Origin of the sequence: Bordetella tumulicola (assembly GCF_965138755.1) — a bacterium.
In the GTDB taxonomy this organism is placed as follows: domain Bacteria; phylum Pseudomonadota; class Gammaproteobacteria; order Burkholderiales; family Burkholderiaceae_B; genus Bordetella_A; species Bordetella_A tumulicola.
Window position 1 is genome coordinate 1 of sequence record NZ_CBCSFP010000005.1, and the last position, 19,935, is coordinate 19,935.

Genomic DNA, 19,935 nt, shown 5'->3' on the forward strand with positions numbered 1-19,935 from the left:
GTCCCGCGCAGCGGGACCGAGGGCGCCTGCATGCGCCCGAGCCGAGGTGATTTGGCCACCCCCACGCCCTGGCACGATCCCCGAACGTCACCATAGAGAAACCCTGCAACAGCAAGCAACAACACCGCCCCAAAAGGACTCAACTCTCTACGACGCCACTCGTGCCCGACGGCGTTGGACGAAGGCTTGGAGTTCGCCGACGATACCTCTACGGAAGGCCAGGACGCAGATGATGAAGATGAGGCCGATGACGATGGTGACGGATTCGCCCAGGCGCAAAAACCAGTCGCTGCCGGTGGCGTGGGCCATGAAGCGTCCGAAGTCGCCGACTTTGTTTTCGAGGAGGACGACGATGAAGGCACCAAGGATGGGGCCGGTCAAGGTGCCAAGGCCGCCGACGAGGGTCATGAGGATGACCAAGCCCGACATTTGCCAAGTAGCGTCGGAGAGGGTGGCCGAGACGAAGACGAGCGTCTTGGTGGCGCCGGCTAGACCTGCAATGGCGGCAGAGAGGACGAAGGCCAGTAGTTTGAAGCGATCGACGTCGTAGCCTAGGGAAAGGGCGCGGGGTTCGTTTTCTCGCAGGGCTTGCAGGACCTGGCCGAAAGGTGAATGGACGGTGCGCCAGATGATGAAATAGCCGATCGCGAAGATGCCCATCACCATGTAGTAGAGGTTCAGGTCGTCGCTCAGGTCGATGAAGCCCAGCAGCGTGCCGCGGGGGACGCGTTGCAGGCCATCTTCTCCGCCAGTAAAGTGGGCTTGCAGAAAGAAGAAGAAGACCATCTGCGCCAGGGCCAGCGTGATCATGGCGAAGTAGATGCCGCTACGTCGAATGGCGAACAGGCCCATGACCAGGCCGAGAGCGGCAGCGACGGCAGTGCCGAAAATGAGGCCGAGCTCGGTAGGAAAGCCCCAGATCTTGATGGCATGTCCAGCCGCGTAGGCAGCGCTGCCCAGGAAGGCAGCGTGGCCAAATGAGAGCAGGCCGGTATAGCCCAGCAGCAAGTTAAAGGCGCAGGCAAACAGGGCGTAGCACATCACCTTCATGGCAAAGATGGGATACACGCCGATAAAGGGCAAGAGGGCCACGACGATGGCCGCCGCCGCGTAGCAGAGTAGTTGGCGATTCATTTTTCTTTCCCGAACAGTCCGGCGGGGCGAACCAACAGGACGATGGCCATGATGATGAACACGACGGTGCTGGAGGCTTCGGGCCAGAAGACCTTGGTCAGCCCTTCGATGACGCCTAGTCCGAGACCCGTGACGATGGCCCCGAGGATGGAGCCCATGCCACCGATCACGACGACGGCGAAGACAACGATGATCAGGTTCGAGCCCATCAATGGCGATATTTGCAGAATGGGGGCCGCGAGCACGCCGGCAAAGCCGGCTAGGGCGACACCGAAACCGTAGGTCAGGGTCACCATGCGCGGCACGTTGACGCCGAAGGACTCGACGAGTCTTGGATTCTCGGTACCGGCGCGCAGCAGGGCGCCGAGGCGGGTGCGCTCGATGATGAACCAGGTCGCTACACAGACGGTGACGGAGGCGACGACGACCCAGGCGCGATAGTTGGGCAAGATCATGAAGCCCAGATTGGTGGCGCCACGCAGCGCGTCAGGTGTGGGGTAAGGTTGGCCCGATACGCCGTAAAAGCTGCGGAACAGGCCTTCGATCAATAGGGTCAGGCCAAATGTGAGCAGCAGGCCGTACAGGTGGTCGAGTTTGTAGAGGTGCTTGAGCAGCAGTTTTTCTATCACGATGCCGAACAGGCCCACGACCAGCGGGGCGAGGATCAGCATGACCCAATAGTTCAGGCCCAGGTAGGACAGGCCCATCCAGGCCACGAATGCGCCCAGCATGTAGAGCGAGCCATGCGCGAAATTGATGACGTTCAGCAGCCCGAATATGACGGCCAGGCCCAGAGACAGCATGGCATAGAACGACCCGTTTACGAGGCCCAGAAGCAGTTGGCCGAGTAGGGCCTGTATTGGTATGCCGAATAGGTCAGTCATGTAGGGAAGAATCCTGCGCGTTCGGATGGAGGCGTGCTAGTGCGCGGTGCCCGGGTCCGGGTAGGAGAGTGGGCGCCGCGCAGACTAACGGATTACTTTTTGAAGACTTTGCAGGTCGATTCCGAGGGCTTGGTGTAGACCTCGTCGCCGGGCAGAGTGGCTACGACTTTGTAGTAGTCCCAAGGTCCTTTGGACTCGGCGGGCGTTTTGACTTGCATCAGGTACATGTCGTGTACCATGCGGCCGTCTTCGCGGACATAGCCATCCTTGGCATAGAAGTCGTTGACCTTGTTGGATTTCATCCATTTCATCAACGTGTCGGGGTCATCCGTGCCGGAGGCTTTGACGCCGTTCAGGTAGAAGGCGACCGACGAGTAGTCGGCGGCCTGCAGACTGGACGGTTTGCGCTTCATCTTTTCTTCGAACTTCTTGGACCAGGCGCGAGCCTCGTCGGATTGGTCCCAGTACCAGCTGTCGGTCAGGTACATGTTCTGGGTGGCTTGCAGACCCAGCGAGTGGATGTCGTTGATGAAGATCAGCAGACCCGCCATCTTCATGGTTTGAGTGACGCCGAATTCATTGGCGGCTTTAATCGAGTTGACGGTGTCGCCACCGGCATTGGCCAGGCCCAGGATCTGGGCGCCAGAGGCTTGTGCTTGCAATAGGAATGATGAGAAGTCGGACGTGGCCAGCGGTGCGCGCACATTGCCTTTGACCTCGCCGCCCGCGGCCTTGACCACGGCGCTGGTGTCACGCTCCAGGGCGTGGCCGAACGCGTAGTCCGCGGTCAGGAAGAACCAGGATTTGCCGCCATTTTTCACCACTGCTGAACCCGTGCCGCGTGCGAGCGCCACGGTGTCGTAGGCATAGTGAACGGTGTAGGGCGTACACTGTGCATTGGTCAGGTCCGATGCGCCCGCACCGATGGAAATGAAGGGACGTTTCTTTTCCGCCGCGACAGCCGCCATGGCCAGGTTGGTGGCAGAGTTGGTGCCGCCGATCAGGACGTCGATATGGTTCTGGTCGAACCATTCGCGTGCGCGACTGGAGGCAATGTCGGCCTTGTTTTGGTGGTCGGCCGTGACCAGTTCGATTTTCTTGCCGTCGATGACGCCGCCGGCGTCGGCAATGGCCATGCGGATGGCTTCGACTCCGCCGGGGCCATCGATATCGGAGTACACGCCCGACATGTCAGTAATGAAACCGATGCGGATGGCATCGTCGGAGATGCCGGCGGCCTGGGCGGGTAGTCCAGATAATCCCAGGCCAGCCAAGGCTAGCACGGCAGTGATATGTTGCAGCTTCATGGGACGACTCCTTCACTTCTCTTGTGGGTGCCGCTATACGGCGAATGACAGGATTCTTATACGCCTAACAGTTCGTTCAACGTATCCTGCTTCTCTTGAAGTTCGCTGGCCTCAAAGTGCTCGACAATCTGACCATGTTCCATGACATAGAAACGGTCGGATAATGGCGCTGCGAAGCGAAAATTCTGTTCAACCATGACGATGGTGTAGCCGCGTTGTTTCAGCGTTGTGATCATGCGCGCCAGTGTCTGCACAATGACCGGTGCGAGGCCTTCGGATATTTCGTCCAGCAGCAATAGGTTCGCACCGGTGCGCAGGATACGGGCCACGGCCAGCATCTGTTGTTCACCGCCCGACAAGCGCGTACCCGGCGAGTTGCGGCGCTCTTGCAGGTTGGGGAACATGTCGTAGATTTCTGTCAGCGACATGCCGCCGCCCAATGCGCCACCCACGGCCGGCGGGAGCAACAGGTTTTCTTCACACGACAGGCTGGCGAAGATACCGCGCTCTTCGGGGCAGTAGCCGACACCCAAATGAGCGATCTTGTAGGTGGCCAGGTCGATGGCCTCGGTGCCATGTATGCGTACCGAGCCTTTGCGCGAGCCCGTTAATCCCAGAATGGCTCGCAAGGTCGTGGTGCGGCCGGCGCCATTACGGCCCAGTAGGGTAACGACTTCGCCCTGGCTGACCTGGAGATCGACACCATGCAGAATGTGTGACTCTCCATACCATGCCTGCAGATTGGAAATTTCGAGTGCGGGGGTACTCATGCGTGCGCTCCTTCCAGTTCCCCCTCGGTGGTGCCCATATAGGCTTGCATCACCGCCGGGTGACGCGAAACCTCTGCATAAGGCCCCTCTGCCAGCACGGCGCCGCGTGCCAGTACGGTGATGGTATCGGCAATCGATGAGACGACATTCATATTGTGTTCAACCATCAAAATCGTGCGTCCCTGGCTGACTCGTTTGATCAGTTGAGTGACGCGGTCTACGTCTTCGTGACCCATGCCTTGCGTGGGCTCATCAAGCAGCATCAGTTCGGGTTCCATTGCCAACGTGGTGGCAATCTCCAGCGCACGTTTACGACCATAAGGCAGGTTGACGGTGGTCTCGTTGGCAAACGCGCCCAGGTCGACTTCTTCGAGTAGCGCGAGTGCCGCGGGATTGAGGGATTCCAGCTGTTTGGTGCTGCGCCAGAAATGAAACGATTTTCCCGTTTTGCGCTGCAGGCCAATGCGTACATTTTCCAGCACAGACAGATGCGGAAATACGGCTGAAATCTGGAATGAGCGAATAATGCCGCGTCGTGCAATTTGCGCCGGGCGATCGCGAGTGATGTCGACGCCGTTATACAAAATTTGGCCTTTGGTAGGCGCCAGAAATTTTGTCAGCAGATTGAAACAGGTCGTCTTTCCTGCGCCGTTAGGGCCAATCAAGGCATGGATATGTCCACGCTTCACACGCAAGTTGACCCCGTTCACGGCAACGAAGCCAAGAAATTCTTTCGTGAGGCCTTTTGTCTCCAGGATTATGTCATCCATGTCTGCGGCACCAGCGCTATCTTTTTAAGAGTTGCGGCGAGTATGCGCACGTATGGCTGAAAATTCCATGAGGGTTTTTCATAGGTATTGCATTGCGACATGTCGCATTGTCGGCTAGCTGACAATGTGAGGGCGTAAATGCCAGGGATCGTCGCATCGCATTGCAACATGCAGGTCGGCGACGATGGAAAAATAGCGTGTTACTTCGCCATTATTGCAGTGGGGTCTTGGGCTTGTATTCGCACAGATCCGCAATGCCGCATTGTGGGCATTTGGGTGTACGCGCCACGCAAATATAGCGGCCTAACAAAATCAGCCAGTGGTGAGCATCCTGCATGTATTCAGAGGGTACAAATTTCACCAATTTGTTTTCCACTTCCAGTACATTTTTGCCCGGTGCGATGCCGGTGCGATTGGATACCCGAAAAATATGCGTATCGACGGCCATGGTGGGCTGGCCAAACGCGGTATTGAGCACGACGTTGGCGGTCTTGCGGCCGACGCCGGGTAGCGCCTCTAGGGCCTCGCGTGTTTGCGGTACCTCGCCGCCATGACGCTCGATCAAGAGCCTACAGGTGGCAATCGCGTTTTTGGCTTTGGTGCGATAAAGACCGATGGTTTTGATGTAATCGGCGAGGCCTTCTTCGCCCAGCGCGACCATCGCCTCGGGCGTCACGTACTGAGGGAAAAACTTGCGAGTCGCCAGGTTGACGGACTTGTCGGTCGCTTGGGCCGAGAGCAATACGGCAATCAACAACTGAAACGGCGAGCCATATTCCAGTTCGGTCGTGGGGTGCGGATTGGCAGCTTGCAGGCGTTGAAAAATGGCTCGGCGTTTGGCAGCGTTCATGAGGAGGTCGTTCGGCGTGCCCGGGCGCGTGCCAGGGCAGATTCGATGGCAGAGCGCTTGCGTGCTTCGTCGTCAGCGCTCATCACAGGAGGGGCCGCGGGCGACGACGCGGTTGGCGCATCAGCATCGATGGTGGTGGCCATCAGTCGCTCGTTGTGGGCGGTTTCGCGCGTCAGACGTGCTTGGCGGGCACGATGGCGCTGGCGGCTGATTTGCGTATCGGCGGGTGTCCAGGCGCGATTGGCGGGCACCATATCGATGCAGTCGACGGGACAGGGCGCGACGCACAGATCGCAGCCGGTACACCAGTCGCTCAGGACGGTATGCATTTTTTTGTTGGCGCCGATGATTGCGTCGACCGGACAGGCGCGAATGCACAGCGTACAGCCGATGCAATGCGCTTCATCGATGCGCGCGACCAAGAGGGGCCCGGGCAGGCCGCGGGTTTGATCGAGGGGTAGCGTGGCAGTGTCCAGCAATGCGGCCAACGCCGCGATGCCCTCATCGCCACCCGGCGGACAGCGATTGATGGATGCGGTGCCATCGGCAATTGCCTCGGCATAGGGTTGACAGCCGTCGTAGCCGCATTTGGTGCACTGTGTCTGCGGCAGCAGGGCATCGATACGGTCGGCAAGGGAGGGACAGGACATGACAGAGAATGCGAAAACAGGCCGTGCCCTTTTCGGAGCACGGCGCTCGGTGCGGCTGGGACCGGGATGATCCGGTAGACGTCCGGCCTAGGCCTGACGGATGAATTCCGCAATTTTAGGACAGATCATCTCGCGCCAGCGCCGGCCGGAGAAAATGCCGTAGTGGCCGCAGCCCGGCGCGGTGTAATGCTGTTTGTGTGCCGCCGGGATGCCGCGGCACAGCGAGATCGCCGCGCGCGTCTGGCCCTGGCCGGAAATGTCGTCCAGTTCGCCCTCGATGGTGAGCAGGGCGACTTGTTTGATCGCTGCGGGCCTGACGAGCTGATCATCGATTTTCCAGGTGCCGTTTGGTAACTGGAACTCCTGGAACACCATGCGTATGGTGTCCAGATAGAACTCGGCCGGCATGTCCAGTACCGCGTTGTATTCATCGTAGAAACGTCGGTGGGCCTCGGCGTCGCTATCGTCGCCGCGCAGCAGGTCCAGATAGAAGTCGTAATGGGACTTCAGATGCCGGTCCGGGTTCATGGCCACGAAACCCATGTGCTGCAGAAAGCCGGGATACACCTGCCGGTTGGCGCCCGGATAGCGGGCCGGCACAGTGTTGATCAATTGGCTTTCGAACCAGGAATAGGGCTTGGTCGTGGCGAGTCGATTAACCTGGGTCGGAGATTGACGCGGATCAATCGGGCCGCCCATCATGACCATGCTGCGAGGTTGTTTGGGATCGCCCTCAGCCGCCATCAGGGCGATAGCCGCCAGCACGGGTACGGTGGGCTGACAGACCGAAATAACGTGCACATCGGCGCCCAGGTGGCGGATGAAGTCCTGGATATAGCGGACGTAGTCGTTCAGGTGAAACGGACCCTCGGCCAGCGGCACCATGCGGGCATCCATCCAGTCGGTCACATAAACGTCGTGGTTGGGCAGCAGCGCGCGCACCGTGTCGCGCAGCAGGGTGGCATGGTGACCCGACAACGGGGCGACCAGCAGCACGCGAGGATCGTTGCGACGCGTGTCGCGTTCGAAATGCAGCAGACGGCAAAAGGGCCGCGCCAGGGCAACGGTTTCCGTCACGGCGACGTCTTGTCCGTCGATGTGGGTCGTGGGCAACAGCCAGGCGGGCTTTTGGTATTCCTTGCCCAGGCGGTGCACCAGCTCGCAGCTGGCGGCTAATTGGCGTGATAGCGGGGTGTAGGCCAGCGGGCTGTAGGGATTGGAAAAAAGCTGTGAGCCCGCGTCGGTGAAGGCGGCAAGCGGCGTGAGGAACGCTCGCTGCATTTCATGTAGGTGATACAGCATCTAGGCGATGTTCCTTTATCTGGACGGGGCCAGGCGGGCTGGCCAGAACTAGAGATCCGTCAGCCGGGAAATTCGTCAAAAAAGTCGAATTTCTCGGGTTTGATTATTACCATTTCGAGTAAGGATATATCTAATTTGTCTGGATGCTTGGCGTTATTTGCGGCTTTTGTGTGCCCAAAAAACAACTTCTTGCCGTGATGTGCGCGTATTACCAGTAATTTTCGACAGCCAGATTGCCGGGAATACCGCGTCGTCCCGGCGCAAAACCGCGTTCGGATAGCAGTTTGCGTGCGTCGGTCAGCATGGCCGGATTCCCGCAAAGCATGATTTTGGATTGCTGGGCATCCAGGGGGATACCGGCGAGTTGCTCGAGTCCGCCATCCTCGATGAGGGTGGTCAGTCGCGCCTGGGGCATGCCGGGCAGGGCTTCACGCGTGGCGATAGGCAGATAGATCAACTTGCACGGGTCCTGTTGGACGTGATCGGCAAGCTCGGGGCGCTGGTGCCAGTTTTCGATCTCCTGGCGGTAGGCTAATTCGGTCGCCGACCGCACGCCATGGACCACAATAATGCGTCGGAAAGCTTGCCATGTCGCGGGATCGCGCAGCATGGACAGATAGGCGGACAAGCCCGTGCCCGTGGCCAGCAACCAGAGATCGCCGCCGGGGGCGAAACGATTGATGGTGAGAAAGCCAAACGGTTTTTTTTCGACATAGAGGGCATCGCCGGCTTTGAGCTGAGCCAGACGTGGGCTGAAGAGCCCGTCGGGCACCACGATGGAGTAGAACTCCAGCCCGGATTCTTGGGGCGCCGAGACCATGGAATAAGCACGCCACAGGGTCGGCGCGCCATCAGGATCGCTGGCGTCCGGCAGTCCAACACGCGCAAACTGGCCCGCCTGGAACGTGAAGGCCGGGTCGCGGGTAACGTGTACCGAGAACAGTTTGTCAGCCACCCAGGTGTGTACGTGGGTGATGGTTTGGCGCGTGTACTTTAAATCGGTCATCTAGGGGTGTGGGGGCGTTTCGCGATGGCGAGCCCGGCCTGGCCCAGGCCTATTTTTCCAGGAACTGCAGTTTGTCTTCTTTGCCGTTCCAGTCGTCGGCATCGTCCAGCGGCTTTTTGGTGCGGCTGATGGGTGCGAATTCGGGCGTGAGTTCGGCATTGATCGCGATGAATTGCAGTTGATCTTGCGGGACGTCTTCTTCTGCATAGATGGCGTTGGCAGGGCATTCGGGGATACACACCGCGCAATCAATGCATTCGTCTGGATCAATGACCAGGAAGTTGGGACCTTCACGAAAACAGTCCACTGGGCACACGTCGACACAATCGGTGTACTTGCATTTGATACAGTTTTCGGTAACGACGTGGGTCATTCGGGACTCCGCAGACAAGCAACAACTTTTTGAATTTCCAAGATTTTACTCATATGCGGCCCATCGAGGCGTTGATAACCCTGGCCGCGGTAGTGCTGACACGGGGGCGCCGGGGCGAAAGGCCGCCTTGCTTGTGCTATGGTGTGGAGAAAATCAGGTATGACAAACCAATCCGCGCGCAACGCGCGTCATCATGATCATTACTTCACTGCTTGACACCGATCTGTATAAATTCAGCATGATGCAGGTGGTGTTGCATCAATTTCCGGCTGCCCAGGTTGAATATCGGTATAAATGCCGTACACCAGGTGCGAATTTGCAGCCGTATCTGGATGAGATCCGTGCCGAGGTGCACGACTTGTGCCAGTTGGGCTTTACCGAGCCTGAATTGCAGTATTTGCGCGGCCTGCGGTTTATCAAAAGCGATTTCGTGGATTTTCTGGGCTTGTTTCACATGCCCGAGCGCTGTATCTCGATTACCGAGGGCGCGTTGCCCGGCGAAATCGAGATCACCGTCAAAGGGCCGTGGCTACACACGATCTTGTTCGAGATCCCGGTGCTGGCGATCGTCAACGAGGTGTATTTCCGCAATACGAGCCGCAATCCCGACTGGGAAGAAGGGCGCCAGCGGTTGCAGTCGAAAATGCATTTGGTGCTGGATGATCCGGCGCTGGCGGATTTTCGGGTGGCCGAGTACGGCACGCGGCGACGATTTTCCAAGCTGTGGCACCAGGAAATCGTCTCGACCATGAAAGCGCAGATGGGCAAGCATTTTGCGGGCACCAGCAATGTCTTGCTGGCTATGCAGCACAATGTTTCGCCACTGGGTACGATGGGCCACGAGTATCTGCAGGCTTGCCAGGCGTTGGGGCCGCGATTGCGGGATTCCCAGGTGTTTGCGCTCGAGGTCTGGGCCAAGGAGTACCGGGGGGATCTCGGTATTGCCCTGTCGGATGTGTACGGGATGGATGCCTTCCTGCGCGATTTCGACATGTATTTCTGCAAACTGTTTGATGGCGCGCGCCATGACTCGGGTGATCCGTTTGTGTGGGGCGAGCGCTTGCTGCAGCACTATCGCGATAATCGTGTCGATCCGCGCGCCAAGACGCTGGTGTTCTCGGATTCGCTGACATTCCCGCGCGCGATTGAGTTGGCCCGGCAGTTTGCCGGCCGCTGCAAGGTCTCGTTCGGGATCGGCACCAACCTCACGAATGACTTGGGCCATGAGCCGTTGCAGATCGTGATGAAGATGGTTCGTTGCAATGGTCAGCCGGTGGCCAAGGTGTCGGATGCCCCGGAAAAAACCATGTGCGACGACCCGGCTTATTTGGCGTACTTACGTCAGGTGTTTCAGTTGCCTCCGGCCTGAGTGCGGTCGGTGGCAGTGTTGATTCTTTAGTTAACTTATTTCTTTTTGGGGATATTTGATGAGCATCAAGCGCGTCAATGTAGAGAAGCGTCTGTCCGATATGGCCGTGTATAACGGTGTCGCCTATTTGGCGGGTCAGGTGCCTGACGATGGGTCGCTGGATATGGCGGGTCAGACGGCTCAGGTGCTGGCGACGATCGATCGTTTGCTGGCCGAAGCTGGGTCGGACAAAAGCAAGATATTGATGGCCCAGATCTTTGTGTCCAATATGAAAGAGTTCGACGCGATGAACCGGGCGTGGGACGCGTGGGTCGCCGATGGCAATGCCCCGCCGCGCGCGACCGTGGAAGCGCGTCTGGCGAATCCCGATTTCAAGGTGGAGATCGTCGTCACGGCCGCTGTAGCGTAAATAACGCTGCTTGGCGCCGCACTGAAAAACCGCTGTGCTTGAGTGAACGGCCCCCGAAAGTTGGATGTAGATCCAACCTTCAGGGGTTTTTCATGAGAGCACGGCGTTTTTTTCACTTGAGGACGGCGTGGGGCGCCACTGATCGTTAGCTTCCCGTGACCAGCAGGGTGGCGGCGAGCAGGCCACCCAGTTCGTGGCACCGGGCCAAGGCGTCGGGCGGGACGGTCTTGGGGGCCAGGATCGCTTCGGGCGTTTGCGCACCGTTGCGTTCGATGAGGGCGGGGGCGATGGCGCGCAGGCGCCAGCCGGTGCAGATGCGCTCGAGTTGGCGGGCGGCGCCGGCGCCATCCGTGCCGGCGCTGATGGCCACGGCATAGGGGCGGCCCTGCAGCTCATCCAGGACGCGGTAGTAGCAGCGGTCCAGACATTCTTTCATTTCGCCAGTCAGGCTGGCCAGATTTTCCGGGGCGCAAAAGAGGTAGCCGTCAGCGGCGATCAGGTCTGCAGGCTGGGTGGCGCGCGCGGGTTGCAGGTGGATTTGCAGGCTGGCGGTTTGTTCCAGGGCTCGGGCGGCGTCAGTGGCGCCACGAACGAGAGCCTGGGCCATTTGCTCTGCCGCGCCGGTGCGAGAGTGCCAGATGATGAGCAGGTGTTTCATATCGGTGGCTCGCTTTTCGATCGCGCCAACGGGTCCTGCTGGTAGTAGGTCTGGAGTAATTCGTACCAGTCGGGCAGGGCTTGCGCGAGAGGCTCGGGGTCGACGAAGAAGTGTTCGGAACTGACGGCAAAGAATTCAGCTTCGTCGGTGGCTGCGTAGGGATCCAGGGGGAGTTGACGGTACCAGTGTGTCGCGGCGTCGCTTTCTGGGTCAATGTCGTGGGGGATGGCGGCTTCGACGGCCTCCAGGGCGGCGGTGAACTGGTCCAGGCTGTTGTTCAGGATGCGGCGCCACGTATGTACGGACAGGCCCGGGTGCGCGCTCAGGCTCGGGATGCCGTTGGCGCTACCGGAGGACAGATCCAGTTTGTGGGCGAATTCGTGAATGATGACGTTAAAGGCGGTGTCGCCGGGTAGCGCGTCCATCCAGGACAGAATGATCGGCCCGCCATCCCAGGCCTCGCCGGCAGCGTCTTCGTCGTATTCATGAACGACCCCGGCGTCGTCTTGCAGGATGCGAGGGATGGTGAAGCCGTAGGGATAAATGATGATTTCGTCCCAGCCCTCGTACAGCTTGGGAGAGAGATTCAGGATAGGCAGCGCGGCCTGGGCGGCAATGGACAGGCGCATAAAGTCTGTGAGTTCGAGGTCGCGCGCGCCGTTCATGGTCTTGCTGGCCAGCAGCCAGGCGGCCCGGGCTTGTAGCTGGGCAGCTTCGTCGGCGCCGAGCGTCGCCAGAAAGGGGTATGACTGCAAGACGAGACCCCAGAGTTCGGGTGAGATGCGGGCTTGCATCTGGGCGATCGCCGAAGCGCCTGCGCCGCGGCCTTTGAGCCATCGCAACATGATTCAGAATTCCTCATATACCGTGCTGTGCGGGCATCGTCCCGTTTGCGCTTAGTGTAGAGTGTAGGAAAATTTCGCTTTCCTGTTGGCCCGTTTCGTTTGCGATGTCCGTGATACCCGATACTGATGCGTTCTCGCCTTTTGACGACGCGTGGCACCAGATAGCTGGGGCCGGCCTCGAACCCGACACCCGCGCGCGTATTGAGCACGCCGTGGCCTGGGTGTTGCCCCGGTTTGCCGGACAGCGTGCGGCGACTGGCGAGCCGGTCGCTTTTCATGCGGCCAACGTGGTGCGTATTCTGGCTGGGTTGCAAACGGATGTGGCGACCCGCATTGCTGCGTTAGTGGCGGCGTTACCGGTGGATTTGTCGGCACCCGCACCGTCGTTGCGTAATGATCCGGTCGCCGCCGAGTTCGGCACGGAAATTGCACGCTTGGTGCAGGGCACGCGTGCCCTGTTGCGGCTGGGGCTGGTGGCGCGGCATGCCAGCGATAGCGAGTCGGACAGCGGCGACCAAAAGGAAATGCAGCGCAAGATGCTGCTGGCCATGGCCGCCGACCTGCGCATTGTCCTGATGCGCCTGGCCTCGCGGTTGCAGACGTTGCGGTGGTACGCGGCCTCCAAAGAACCTTGCTCACCGGCATTCGCGCGCGAGACGATGGACTTGTACGCGCCCCTGGCCAATCGCTTGGGTATTTGGCAAGTCAAATGGGAAATGGAGGATCTCTCGTTTCGCTTTCTCGATCCTGATCGCTACAAGCAGATCGCGCGACTTCTCGAAGAAAAGCGAGTCGAACGCGAGGCCTTCATCGAGCGCACGATCGAGCGCGTGCAGACGACGCTGGCCAAGGCGGGGATTGCGGCCGATGTCAGTGGCCGGCCCAAGCATATCTACAGCATCTGGAACAAGATGCGCCTCAAGGGGCTGGAGTTTTCACAGTTGTATGACTTGCGCGCGTTGCGCGTCATCGTGGATGACGTGCGCGACTGCTACACCGCGTTGAGCATGATCCACGATATGTGGAGCCCTGTCTCGGAGGAGTTCGACGACTATATTTCCCGCCCCAAGCCCAATGGCTACCGTTCGCTGCACACGGTAGTGACCGACGAGGACGGCAAGCCGTTCGAGGTACAGATCCGTACCCGCGAGATGCATCAGTTCGCCGAGTACGGGATGGCGGCGCACTGGCGCTACAAAGAGGCGGGCGTCCAGGGCGGTCAGGTCGCGGCATCGAGCGAATACGACCGTCAGTTGTCCTGGATGCGCCAATTGCTGGCCTGGAATACGGAGATGGAAGCGGGTGATGCCCTGGATCCGTCCGGTGCGACGAAACCCGACAATAAGAAGCCCGGCGAGCGTATTTATGTGCTGACACCGCAAGCGCGGGTGATTGAGTTGCCGGAGGGCGCGACGCCGGTCGATTTTGCCTATCACCTGCATACGGATTTGGGGCATCGCTGCCGTGGAGCGCGTGTCGATGGCCAGATGGTGCCGTTGCAGACCCGCTTGGCCACTGGCCAGACCGTGGAAATTATTTCCGCTAAATCCGGAGGGCCGTCGCGGGATTGGTTGAATGCGCAGTTAGGATTTCTGGCCAGTCCGCGTGCGCGCGCCAAGGTGCGCATGTGGTTTAACGCCATTGAGCTGCAGCAACGTATCACGACGGGTCAGGCGCTGGTCGAAAAGGAACTGCAACGCTTGGGCAAGACAGCAGTCAATCTCGAGCAGTTGGCGCAAAATCTGGGTTTTGCGCGGGCGGATGACCTGTATGTGGCGGTGGCGAAAGACGAATTCAGTTTGCGTCAGATCGACACCGTGTTTCAGCGGCCGGCACCGGAGGTCGAGCCCGAGGCGGCGGATTTGGCGCACGCGCACAGTGTGGATAGTGCGACCCGCAGCGGAAAAAGCGGGGTGCTGGTGGTGGGAGTGGGGTCGTTGTTGACACAGTTGGCCCGCTGCTGCCGTCCGGCACCGCCGGATGAGATTGCGGGATTTGTGACCCGCGGGCGCGGGGTGTCGATTCATCGTACGGGCTGTCACAGTTATCGAGCGCTGGCCGCGCGCGAGCCCGAACGGATCATCGATGTGGCCTGGGGCGAGACCTCGGAGACGTTTTATCCCGTCGCCGTGAGTGTGCATGCCCGGGATCGCTCGGGGTTGCTGCGGGACTTGTCCGAGGTCTTCGCCCGGCTCCGACTCAATGTCGTGGGCGTAAATACACAAAGCCGCCAGTCGCTGGCGCATATGATTTTCACCGTCGAAGTGCGTGGCGGAGAGTCGCTGGGCAAGGCCTTGGCCGCGCTGTCCGAGGTGCCGGGCGTGAGTTCGGCGGTGCGCTATTAGGCGGGTGCCGGGCAGTGTTTTCGCTACTGTGGCGTCTGTAATTTCTCGCCTACACTGATGGTTTACACCTAAAGAGTCATCACATGGACACGCGTACTTGGCTGGAAACGCTGGTGGGATTTGATACCACGAGTCGTGATTCGAATCTGGGTCTGATCGAAACAGTGCGGGACAGCCTCAAGGCGCAAGGCGTGCAGGCTTGGCTGACGCACAACACAGAGGGCAACAAGGCCAATTTGTTTGCCACCTTGCCGGCCAGTGATGGTGGCGAGCAGGGCGGCATTGTGTTGTCGGGCCATACGGACGTGGTACCGGTAGATGGACAAAATTGGTCAACGGACCCCTTTGCTTTGTCCGAGTCCGAAGGTCGGCTGTACGGCCGTGGGTCGTGCGATATGAAAGGCTTTATCGCGACCTCGCTGGCCCTGGTGCCCGAATTTTTGGCCATGCCGCGCAAAAAACCGATTCATCTGGCGTTTTCCTATGACGAAGAGGTGGGCTGCGTGGGTGCGCCGGTGATGCTGGCCGAACTGCGTGATCGCGGTATTCAGGCTGAGGGCTGCGTCGTGGGCGAGCCGACCGGGATGCAGGTAGTGGTCGCGCACAAGGGAATCAATCTGTTTCGCTGCTGCGTGCAGGGCAAGGCGGCGCATTCGTCGTTGACACCGCGAGGGTGCAATGCCATTGAATACGCGGCGCGCCTGATTTGCCGGATTCGCGATGTGGCCGACGCGTTCAAGGCGCAGGGCCCTTATGACGAGCTTTATGATGTGCCGTTTTCCACGTTGACGACCAACCTGATTCAGGGCGGAATCGCGGTCAACACGATTCCGGAGCGTTGCGAGTTCTCGTACGAGTTCCGAAACCTGCCCGGCAATCCGCCTGACGAAATTCAGGCCGAGATTGATCGCTACGTGCAAGAAACACTGTTGCCTGCCATGCGCGCGGAGTACGACGGCGCTCGCATCGATATCGTGATGGGGGCGCGGGCTCCGGGGATGGATGCTTCCGAAGAGGCCGCGATCACCCAATTGGCTCGTGCATTGACGAACGACCATGCCAAACGCAAGGTGGCTTATGGCACTGAGGCGGGCCTGTTTCACAATTTGGGCATTCCCACAGTGGTGTGTGGGCCCGGGCATATCGAGCAGGCGCACAAGCCTGACGAGTATGTCGCGCTGGACCAACTGGCCGACTGCGAGAGGTTTCTGCGGCGTCTGGGGCAGTCGCTGACGTAACGAGGATGGCGTTGCCGGCGGGGGTGCCGGTGTCGTTGGCCAGGGGTGAACTGGTGTCGGTCCGCTTGCATCGCGCGCTCGGGTAAAATGATAAGTTGCGATGTGGGTTGAGTGGCCAACGACGTGTTTGCCGCCTGCCCAGGAGATACTGGTGACTTCTTACGACCTTCCGGATGCACAGGGCCACTTTGGCCCCTATGGTGGCGTGTTTGTCGCGGAAACGCTGATGCACGCGCTTGACGAGTTGCGTACTGCGTACGACAACTGCCGCGTTGATCCCTCGTTCATTGAGGCGTTCAACTACGAGCTCAAGCATTTTGTCGGGCGCCCGAGCCCGGTCTATCACGCCGAGCGCTGGTCGCGCGAGTTGGGCGGTGCCCAGATCTGGTTCAAGCGCGAAGACCTGAACCACACGGGGGCACACAAGGTCAACAATTGCATCGGTCAGGCGTTGCTCGCCCGCCGTATGGGCAAAAAGCGCGTGATCGCCGAAACGGGTGCGGGCCAGCACGGCGTGGCGACGGCGACTGTGGCGGCCCGCTATGGCATGGAATGCGTGGTGTTCATGGGCAGCGAGGACATGCGGCGCCAGGCTTCCAATGTCTATCGCATGAAGCTCCTCGGGGCGACGGTCGTGGCGGTCGAGTCCGGATCGCGCACACTGAAAGACGCACTGAACGAGGCCATGCGCGACTGGGTGACCAATATCGAGGACACGTTCTACATCATTGGTACCGTCGCGGGGCCGGATCCTTACCCCCGCATGGTCCGTGATTTTCAGACGGTCATCGGTAACGAGTGCCTGGAGCAAATGCCGCAGGATGCTGGCCGTCAGCCGGACTTCGTGGTCGCCGCGGTGGGGGGCGGTTCGAATGCCATGGGTATTTTCCATCCCTACATCCCCTACGACGACGTGAAACTGATCGGAGTCGAGGCTGCCGGCGACGGTATGGAGACCGGTCGTCACGCGGCGTCGTTGGCCGCCGGGCAGGTCGGGGTGCTGCATGGCAACCGTACCTATATCATCCAGGACGAGGACGGCCAGATTCTGGAGACGCACTCGGTCTCGGCCGGTCTGGATTATCCTGGTGTCGGCCCCGAACACGCTTGGCTGAAAGACAGCGGCCGCGCCGAATACATCGGTATCACCGATGACGAGGCGCTGGCGGCATTCCATGACTGCTGCCGCATCGAGGGCATCATGCCGGCGCTGGAGTCGTCGCATGCCATTGCCCAGGCCGTAAAAATGGCGCCTGCGTTGCCGAAGGACAAAATCATCCTGGTCAATTTGTCGGGCCGTGGCGACAAAGACATGCACACCGTCGCGGAACGCGCGGGCATTCAGTTCTGACACCATGACAAGCCGAACCGACCGTATCGCTGTTGCGTTTTCCCGTGTGGCCGAAGCCGGTCGCGCCGCAGCGCTGATCCCTTATATTGCCGCGGGTGACCCTTCGCCCGAGACCACTGTGCCGCTGATGCACGCCTTGACGAAAGCCGGGGCAGACATCATCGAACTAGGCGTCCCATTCTCCGATCCGATGGCCGACGGCCCCGTCATTCAGCGAGCTGCCGAGCGGGCCGTTGCCCAGGGCGTGGGGCTGCGTCGGGTGTTGGAGATGGTCGCCCAGTTTCGGCGCGACGACGCTGACACGCCCGTGGTGTTGATGGGTTATGCCAATCCGATCGAACGCATCGGCCAGCAGGCTTTTGCGCAGGCCGCGCAGGTTGCCGGTGTCGATGGCGTGCTCGTGGTGGATTACCCACCCGAAGAAGTCAAAGACTTTGCCGGTCATCTCGAGGCCTGCGGTATCGCACCGATTTTCTTGTTGGCGCCCACGTCGACACAGGCCCGTATTGAGGCCATTGCCGATGTTGCACGGGGTTATGTTTATTACGTGTCGCTCAAAGGCGTCACGGGTTCGGGCAGTCTGAATACCGACGACGTGGCTGCGCGCGTGGCGTTGATCAAACAACACGTGAGCATTCCCGTGGGCGTGGGTTTTGGGATCCGCGATGCGCAGACTGCCCAACACATTGCTCGTCAGGCCGACGCCGTGGTGATTGGCAGCAAGCTGATCGAAACCATGGAGCAGGCCGTGGCAAACGCGCCCGCCGACCAACATACCGAACTTGCCGTCGCGGCCGCTAGCCAGTGGCTCAGCGGTATTCGCCAGGCACTCGACCAAGTCAAACGAGATGGTGTGTCTGCCTGAGGGCAGATGCACGGTTTCTTTATGGAAATAGATAATGAGCTGGATTGACAAACTCCTGCCACCCCGCATCAACAAGACGACCAACGACAGCGGCGCGCGGCGCGTGCCCGAGGGCCTGTGGGTCAAGTGCCCGTCGTGCGAGTCGGTGTTGTATAGCGAGGATCTGGCCGCCAATCTGCATGTGTGTCCGAAATGCGATCATCACATGCGCATCGGCTCTCGTGCCCGAATGGATTCGCTGCTGGACGTCGAAGGGCGGGTCGAGATCGGCGACAACACGCGGTCGGTCGATTCGCTGAAGTTCAAAGACACGCGCAAGTACCCCGAGCGCGTCCAGGAGGCTATCAAGCAAACGGGTGAGACCGATGCGCTGGTGGTCATGAGTGGTGCGATTCGCGGGGTGCCCGCCGTATTGGCCTGTTTTGAGTTCGAGTTTATGGGCGGCTCGATGGGATCGGTCGTGGGTGAGCGTTTTGCCCGGGGTGCCCAGGCTGCGCTGGATAACAAGACGCCTTTTATTTGCGTTGCCGCTTCGGGTGGCGCACGGATGCAAGAAAGTCTGCTGTCCCTGATGCAGATGGCCAAGACCAATGCGATGTTGACGCGTTTGTCGGCAGCGGGCTTGCCATTCATCAGTGTGTTGACCGATCCGACGATGGGTGGCGTGTCGGCCAGTTTTGCTTTCATGGGCGACGTCGTGATTGCCGAGCCCAAGGCGTTGATCGGCTTTGCCGGCCCACGCGTGATCGAGCAAACCGTACGCGAAAAATTACCCGAAGGCTTTCAGCGCGCCGAGTTTTTGCTGGAAAAAGGCGCCATCGACATGGTGGTCGATCGCCGACAACTACGTGAGGAAATCGCCCGCCTGTTGGCCCTGCTGACAGACCAGCCTGCCGATGTCGTAGCAGCCTGATTAACGCCTGATCCTGGGGCTGGTCCCGATCTCTGGTCGTGTGACCTTGTTCAGTGCGTGATCTCAGGGCCCCTTCGGGGGCTTTGCCACGTCAGGTTCATGACAACCATGTCCGGCAAAATCAGAATGATTCTTCCATTTTCGAAGGGAATCCCCCGCCGATTCACCACTCGATGTCGAGTTTTACGACAGAACTGTTGCCTAGCTTATACAACGCCTGCAGATATCGATTAATTTCTGATAACTTTGGCAGTACACGGAATACAGGAGTTTTCATGCTGAGTTTTCATAATAAAAACATCCGGGCAGTTTTAGCTGCTTTGTCGTTTACTGGGCTGGCTTTTTCGGCTCAGGCCCAAACTCAACCTCAAACGAGTCAAGGTGGCGTTGGCCTGCACTATGGCGTCGGCGATCACTATCAACGCCTTGAGTTGGTATACGAAACCCCAGGCATTGAGTTGTTTCGGTTTGGTGGTAATTGGGGCCATATTGAGCTGAATGGTGAATTTGGCGCGGCCTATTGGATGGCCGACGGTTCACGTTCTCCCAGCCACGTCTGGCAATTTAATGCGATCCCGATGTTCCGCTGGTGGATGAACGATCGTTTTTACGTCGAGGCCGGTATCGGCGCGACGGCATTTACGCACACGACCTTTGCCGACGAGCAGATCAGCACGGCTTTCCAGTTTGGCGATCACTTGGGTTTGGGCTTCATGATTACGCCGAACAACCGCCTGGGTCTGCGTTACTCGCATTTTTCCAATGCCAGCATCAAGCGCCCGAATCCGGGCCTTGACGTGCTGCAGTTGACGTACACATATCAGTTCTGAGCTTGCAGGGGACGGACTAGTCGCCACCCAGGTCTATGCAAAAGTGAGCATCTCGCCCCGGCCCTT

20 protein-coding genes are annotated in these 19,935 nt (G+C 59.5%); 8 read left to right on the forward strand and 12 right to left on the reverse strand.

The genetic code is table 11. The annotated features are described in order from the left end of the window. Window positions 1-147: 147 nt before the first annotated feature. From ACNAZS_RS14185 to fdxA, 10 genes are all read right to left on the reverse strand, one after another. On the reverse strand, window positions 148-1,134 hold the full coding sequence (locus ACNAZS_RS14185; protein WP_415790345.1) for a branched-chain amino acid ABC transporter permease: 987 nt from the start codon (window positions 1,132-1,134) through the stop codon (window positions 148-150). Continuing rightward, entirely contained in the window at window positions 1,131-2,018 is an 888-nt protein-coding gene (locus tag ACNAZS_RS14190; protein WP_415790347.1) for a branched-chain amino acid ABC transporter permease, read from the reverse strand. Before ACNAZS_RS14190 ends, ACNAZS_RS14185 begins: the two co-directional genes overlap by 4 nt. Before the next feature lie 92 nt (window positions 2,019-2,110). Further along, entirely contained in the window at window positions 2,111-3,325 is a 1,215-nt protein-coding gene (locus ACNAZS_RS14195) for an ABC transporter substrate-binding protein (RefSeq protein WP_415790349.1), read from the reverse strand. Window positions 3,326-3,381: 56 nt separating this feature from the next. Continuing rightward, on the reverse strand, window positions 3,382-4,095 hold the full coding sequence (locus tag ACNAZS_RS14200; RefSeq protein WP_415790351.1) for an ABC transporter ATP-binding protein: 714 nt from the start codon (window positions 4,093-4,095) through the stop codon (window positions 3,382-3,384). Then, the gene (locus tag ACNAZS_RS14205; protein WP_415790353.1) at window positions 4,092-4,865 is read right to left on the reverse strand and encodes an ABC transporter ATP-binding protein; all 774 of its coding nucleotides are present in this window, start codon (window positions 4,863-4,865) and stop codon (window positions 4,092-4,094) included. The genes ACNAZS_RS14200 and ACNAZS_RS14205 overlap by 4 nt, the downstream gene beginning before the upstream one ends. Before the next feature lie 211 nt (window positions 4,866-5,076). Further along, window positions 5,077-5,715, reverse strand: a complete 639-nt coding sequence (gene nth / locus ACNAZS_RS14210; protein WP_415790355.1) for an endonuclease III — start codon at window positions 5,713-5,715, stop codon at window positions 5,077-5,079. Beyond that, window positions 5,712-6,365: an electron transport complex subunit RsxB gene (gene rsxB / locus ACNAZS_RS14215; protein WP_415790357.1), complete on the reverse strand. Its 654-nt coding sequence runs from the start codon at window positions 6,363-6,365 to the stop codon at window positions 5,712-5,714. The genes nth and rsxB overlap by 4 nt, the downstream gene beginning before the upstream one ends. An 87-nt stretch (window positions 6,366-6,452) precedes the next feature. Then, window positions 6,453-7,667, reverse strand: a complete 1,215-nt coding sequence (locus ACNAZS_RS14220; RefSeq protein ID WP_415790359.1) for a polyhydroxyalkanoate depolymerase — start codon at window positions 7,665-7,667, stop codon at window positions 6,453-6,455. Between the two features lie 208 nt (window positions 7,668-7,875). Next, complete coding sequence (locus tag ACNAZS_RS14225) at window positions 7,876-8,673, reverse strand: ferredoxin--NADP reductase (RefSeq protein ID WP_415790361.1); 798 nt, start codon at window positions 8,671-8,673, stop codon at window positions 7,876-7,878. Between the two features lie 49 nt (window positions 8,674-8,722). Further along, complete coding sequence (gene fdxA, locus ACNAZS_RS14230) at window positions 8,723-9,046, reverse strand: ferredoxin FdxA (protein ID WP_415790363.1); 324 nt, start codon at window positions 9,044-9,046, stop codon at window positions 8,723-8,725. Between the two features lie 193 nt (window positions 9,047-9,239). On the opposite strand from fdxA, the gene pncB reads away from it, so the two are divergent. Both pncB and ACNAZS_RS14240 read left to right on the forward strand, forming a co-directional pair. After that, the gene (pncB, locus tag ACNAZS_RS14235) at window positions 9,240-10,415 is read left to right on the forward strand and encodes a nicotinate phosphoribosyltransferase (protein WP_415790365.1); all 1,176 of its coding nucleotides are present in this window, start codon (window positions 9,240-9,242) and stop codon (window positions 10,413-10,415) included. Between the two features lie 55 nt (window positions 10,416-10,470). Then, the gene (locus tag ACNAZS_RS14240; protein WP_415790367.1) at window positions 10,471-10,824 is read left to right on the forward strand and encodes a RidA family protein; all 354 of its coding nucleotides are present in this window, start codon (window positions 10,471-10,473) and stop codon (window positions 10,822-10,824) included. A gap of 145 nt (window positions 10,825-10,969) precedes the next feature. On the opposite strand, the gene ACNAZS_RS14245 is transcribed toward ACNAZS_RS14240, so the two are convergent. Both ACNAZS_RS14245 and ACNAZS_RS14250 read right to left on the reverse strand, forming a co-directional pair. Continuing rightward, the gene (locus ACNAZS_RS14245; protein WP_415790369.1) at window positions 10,970-11,482 is read right to left on the reverse strand and encodes a flavodoxin family protein; all 513 of its coding nucleotides are present in this window, start codon (window positions 11,480-11,482) and stop codon (window positions 10,970-10,972) included. Then, the gene (locus ACNAZS_RS14250) at window positions 11,479-12,327 is read right to left on the reverse strand and encodes a M90 family metallopeptidase (RefSeq protein ID WP_415790371.1); all 849 of its coding nucleotides are present in this window, start codon (window positions 12,325-12,327) and stop codon (window positions 11,479-11,481) included. Before ACNAZS_RS14250 ends, ACNAZS_RS14245 begins: the two co-directional genes overlap by 4 nt. Before the next feature lie 104 nt (window positions 12,328-12,431). Between ACNAZS_RS14250 and ACNAZS_RS14255 the strand changes: the two genes are divergently transcribed. The 6 genes from ACNAZS_RS14255 to ACNAZS_RS14280 all read left to right on the forward strand — a co-directional run bounded on the left by ACNAZS_RS14255 (window position 12,432) and on the right by ACNAZS_RS14280 (window position 19,869). Beyond that, the gene (locus ACNAZS_RS14255) at window positions 12,432-14,672 is read left to right on the forward strand and encodes a RelA/SpoT family protein (protein ID WP_415790373.1); all 2,241 of its coding nucleotides are present in this window, start codon (window positions 12,432-12,434) and stop codon (window positions 14,670-14,672) included. 83 nt (window positions 14,673-14,755) lie between these two features. Beyond that, entirely contained in the window at window positions 14,756-15,910 is a 1,155-nt protein-coding gene (argE, locus tag ACNAZS_RS14260) for an acetylornithine deacetylase (protein ID WP_415790375.1), read from the forward strand. Window positions 15,911-16,010: 100 nt separating this feature from the next. Beyond that, on the forward strand, window positions 16,011-17,261 hold the full coding sequence (gene trpB, locus ACNAZS_RS14265) for a tryptophan synthase subunit beta (RefSeq protein ID WP_415790377.1): 1,251 nt from the start codon (window positions 16,011-16,013) through the stop codon (window positions 17,259-17,261). A 4-nt stretch (window positions 17,262-17,265) separates the two neighbouring features. Next, entirely contained in the window at window positions 17,266-18,126 is an 861-nt protein-coding gene (trpA, locus tag ACNAZS_RS14270) for a tryptophan synthase subunit alpha (protein ID WP_415790379.1), read from the forward strand. 34 nt (window positions 18,127-18,160) lie between these two features. Further along, entirely contained in the window at window positions 18,161-19,039 is an 879-nt protein-coding gene (gene accD / locus ACNAZS_RS14275; RefSeq protein ID WP_415790381.1) for an acetyl-CoA carboxylase, carboxyltransferase subunit beta, read from the forward strand. 275 nt (window positions 19,040-19,314) lie between these two features. Continuing rightward, window positions 19,315-19,869 carry an acyloxyacyl hydrolase gene (locus ACNAZS_RS14280; protein WP_415790914.1) on the forward strand — a complete coding sequence of 185 codons (555 nt, stop codon included), beginning with the start codon at window positions 19,315-19,317 and terminating at the stop codon, window positions 19,867-19,869. The last annotated feature ends 66 nt before the right edge of the window (window positions 19,870-19,935 follow it).

Bases quoted from the DNA above. Each gene is read 5' to 3' on its own strand.
- ACNAZS_RS14280 (WP_415790914.1), top strand. From the start codon at position 19,315: ATGCTGAGTTTTCATAATAAAAACATCCGGGCAGTTTTAGCTGCTTTG.
- ACNAZS_RS14225 (WP_415790361.1), bottom strand. From the start codon at position 8,673: ATGACCGATTTAAAGTACACGCGCCAAACCATCACCCACGTACACACC.
- ACNAZS_RS14200 (WP_415790351.1), bottom strand. From the start codon at position 4,095: ATGAGTACCCCCGCACTCGAAATTTCCAATCTGCAGGCATGGTATGGA.
- fdxA (WP_415790363.1), bottom strand. From the start codon at position 9,046: ATGACCCACGTCGTTACCGAAAACTGTATCAAATGCAAGTACACCGAT.
- ACNAZS_RS14190 (WP_415790347.1), bottom strand. From the start codon at position 2,018: ATGACTGACCTATTCGGCATACCAATACAGGCCCTACTCGGCCAACTG.
- ACNAZS_RS14220 (WP_415790359.1), bottom strand. From the start codon at position 7,667: ATGCTGTATCACCTACATGAAATGCAGCGAGCGTTCCTCACGCCGCTT.
- argE (WP_415790375.1), top strand. From the start codon at position 14,756: ATGGACACGCGTACTTGGCTGGAAACGCTGGTGGGATTTGATACCACG.
- ACNAZS_RS14245 (WP_415790369.1), bottom strand. From the start codon at position 11,482: ATGAAACACCTGCTCATCATCTGGCACTCTCGCACCGGCGCGGCAGAG.
- ACNAZS_RS14205 (WP_415790353.1), bottom strand. From the start codon at position 4,865: ATGGATGACATAATCCTGGAGACAAAAGGCCTCACGAAAGAATTTCTT.
- ACNAZS_RS14195 (WP_415790349.1), bottom strand. From the start codon at position 3,325: ATGAAGCTGCAACATATCACTGCCGTGCTAGCCTTGGCTGGCCTGGGA.
- trpA (WP_415790379.1), top strand. From the start codon at position 17,266: ATGACAAGCCGAACCGACCGTATCGCTGTTGCGTTTTCCCGTGTGGCC.
- pncB (WP_415790365.1), top strand. From the start codon at position 9,240: ATGATCATTACTTCACTGCTTGACACCGATCTGTATAAATTCAGCATG.
- ACNAZS_RS14250 (WP_415790371.1), bottom strand. From the start codon at position 12,327: ATGTTGCGATGGCTCAAAGGCCGCGGCGCAGGCGCTTCGGCGATCGCC.
- trpB (WP_415790377.1), top strand. From the start codon at position 16,011: ATGTGGGTTGAGTGGCCAACGACGTGTTTGCCGCCTGCCCAGGAGATA.
- ACNAZS_RS14185 (WP_415790345.1), bottom strand. From the start codon at position 1,134: ATGAATCGCCAACTACTCTGCTACGCGGCGGCGGCCATCGTCGTGGCC.
- ACNAZS_RS14255 (WP_415790373.1), top strand. From the start codon at position 12,432: ATGTCCGTGATACCCGATACTGATGCGTTCTCGCCTTTTGACGACGCG.
- nth (WP_415790355.1), bottom strand. From the start codon at position 5,715: ATGAACGCTGCCAAACGCCGAGCCATTTTTCAACGCCTGCAAGCTGCC.
- accD (WP_415790381.1), top strand. From the start codon at position 18,161: ATGAGCTGGATTGACAAACTCCTGCCACCCCGCATCAACAAGACGACC.
- rsxB (WP_415790357.1), bottom strand. From the start codon at position 6,365: ATGTCCTGTCCCTCCCTTGCCGACCGTATCGATGCCCTGCTGCCGCAG.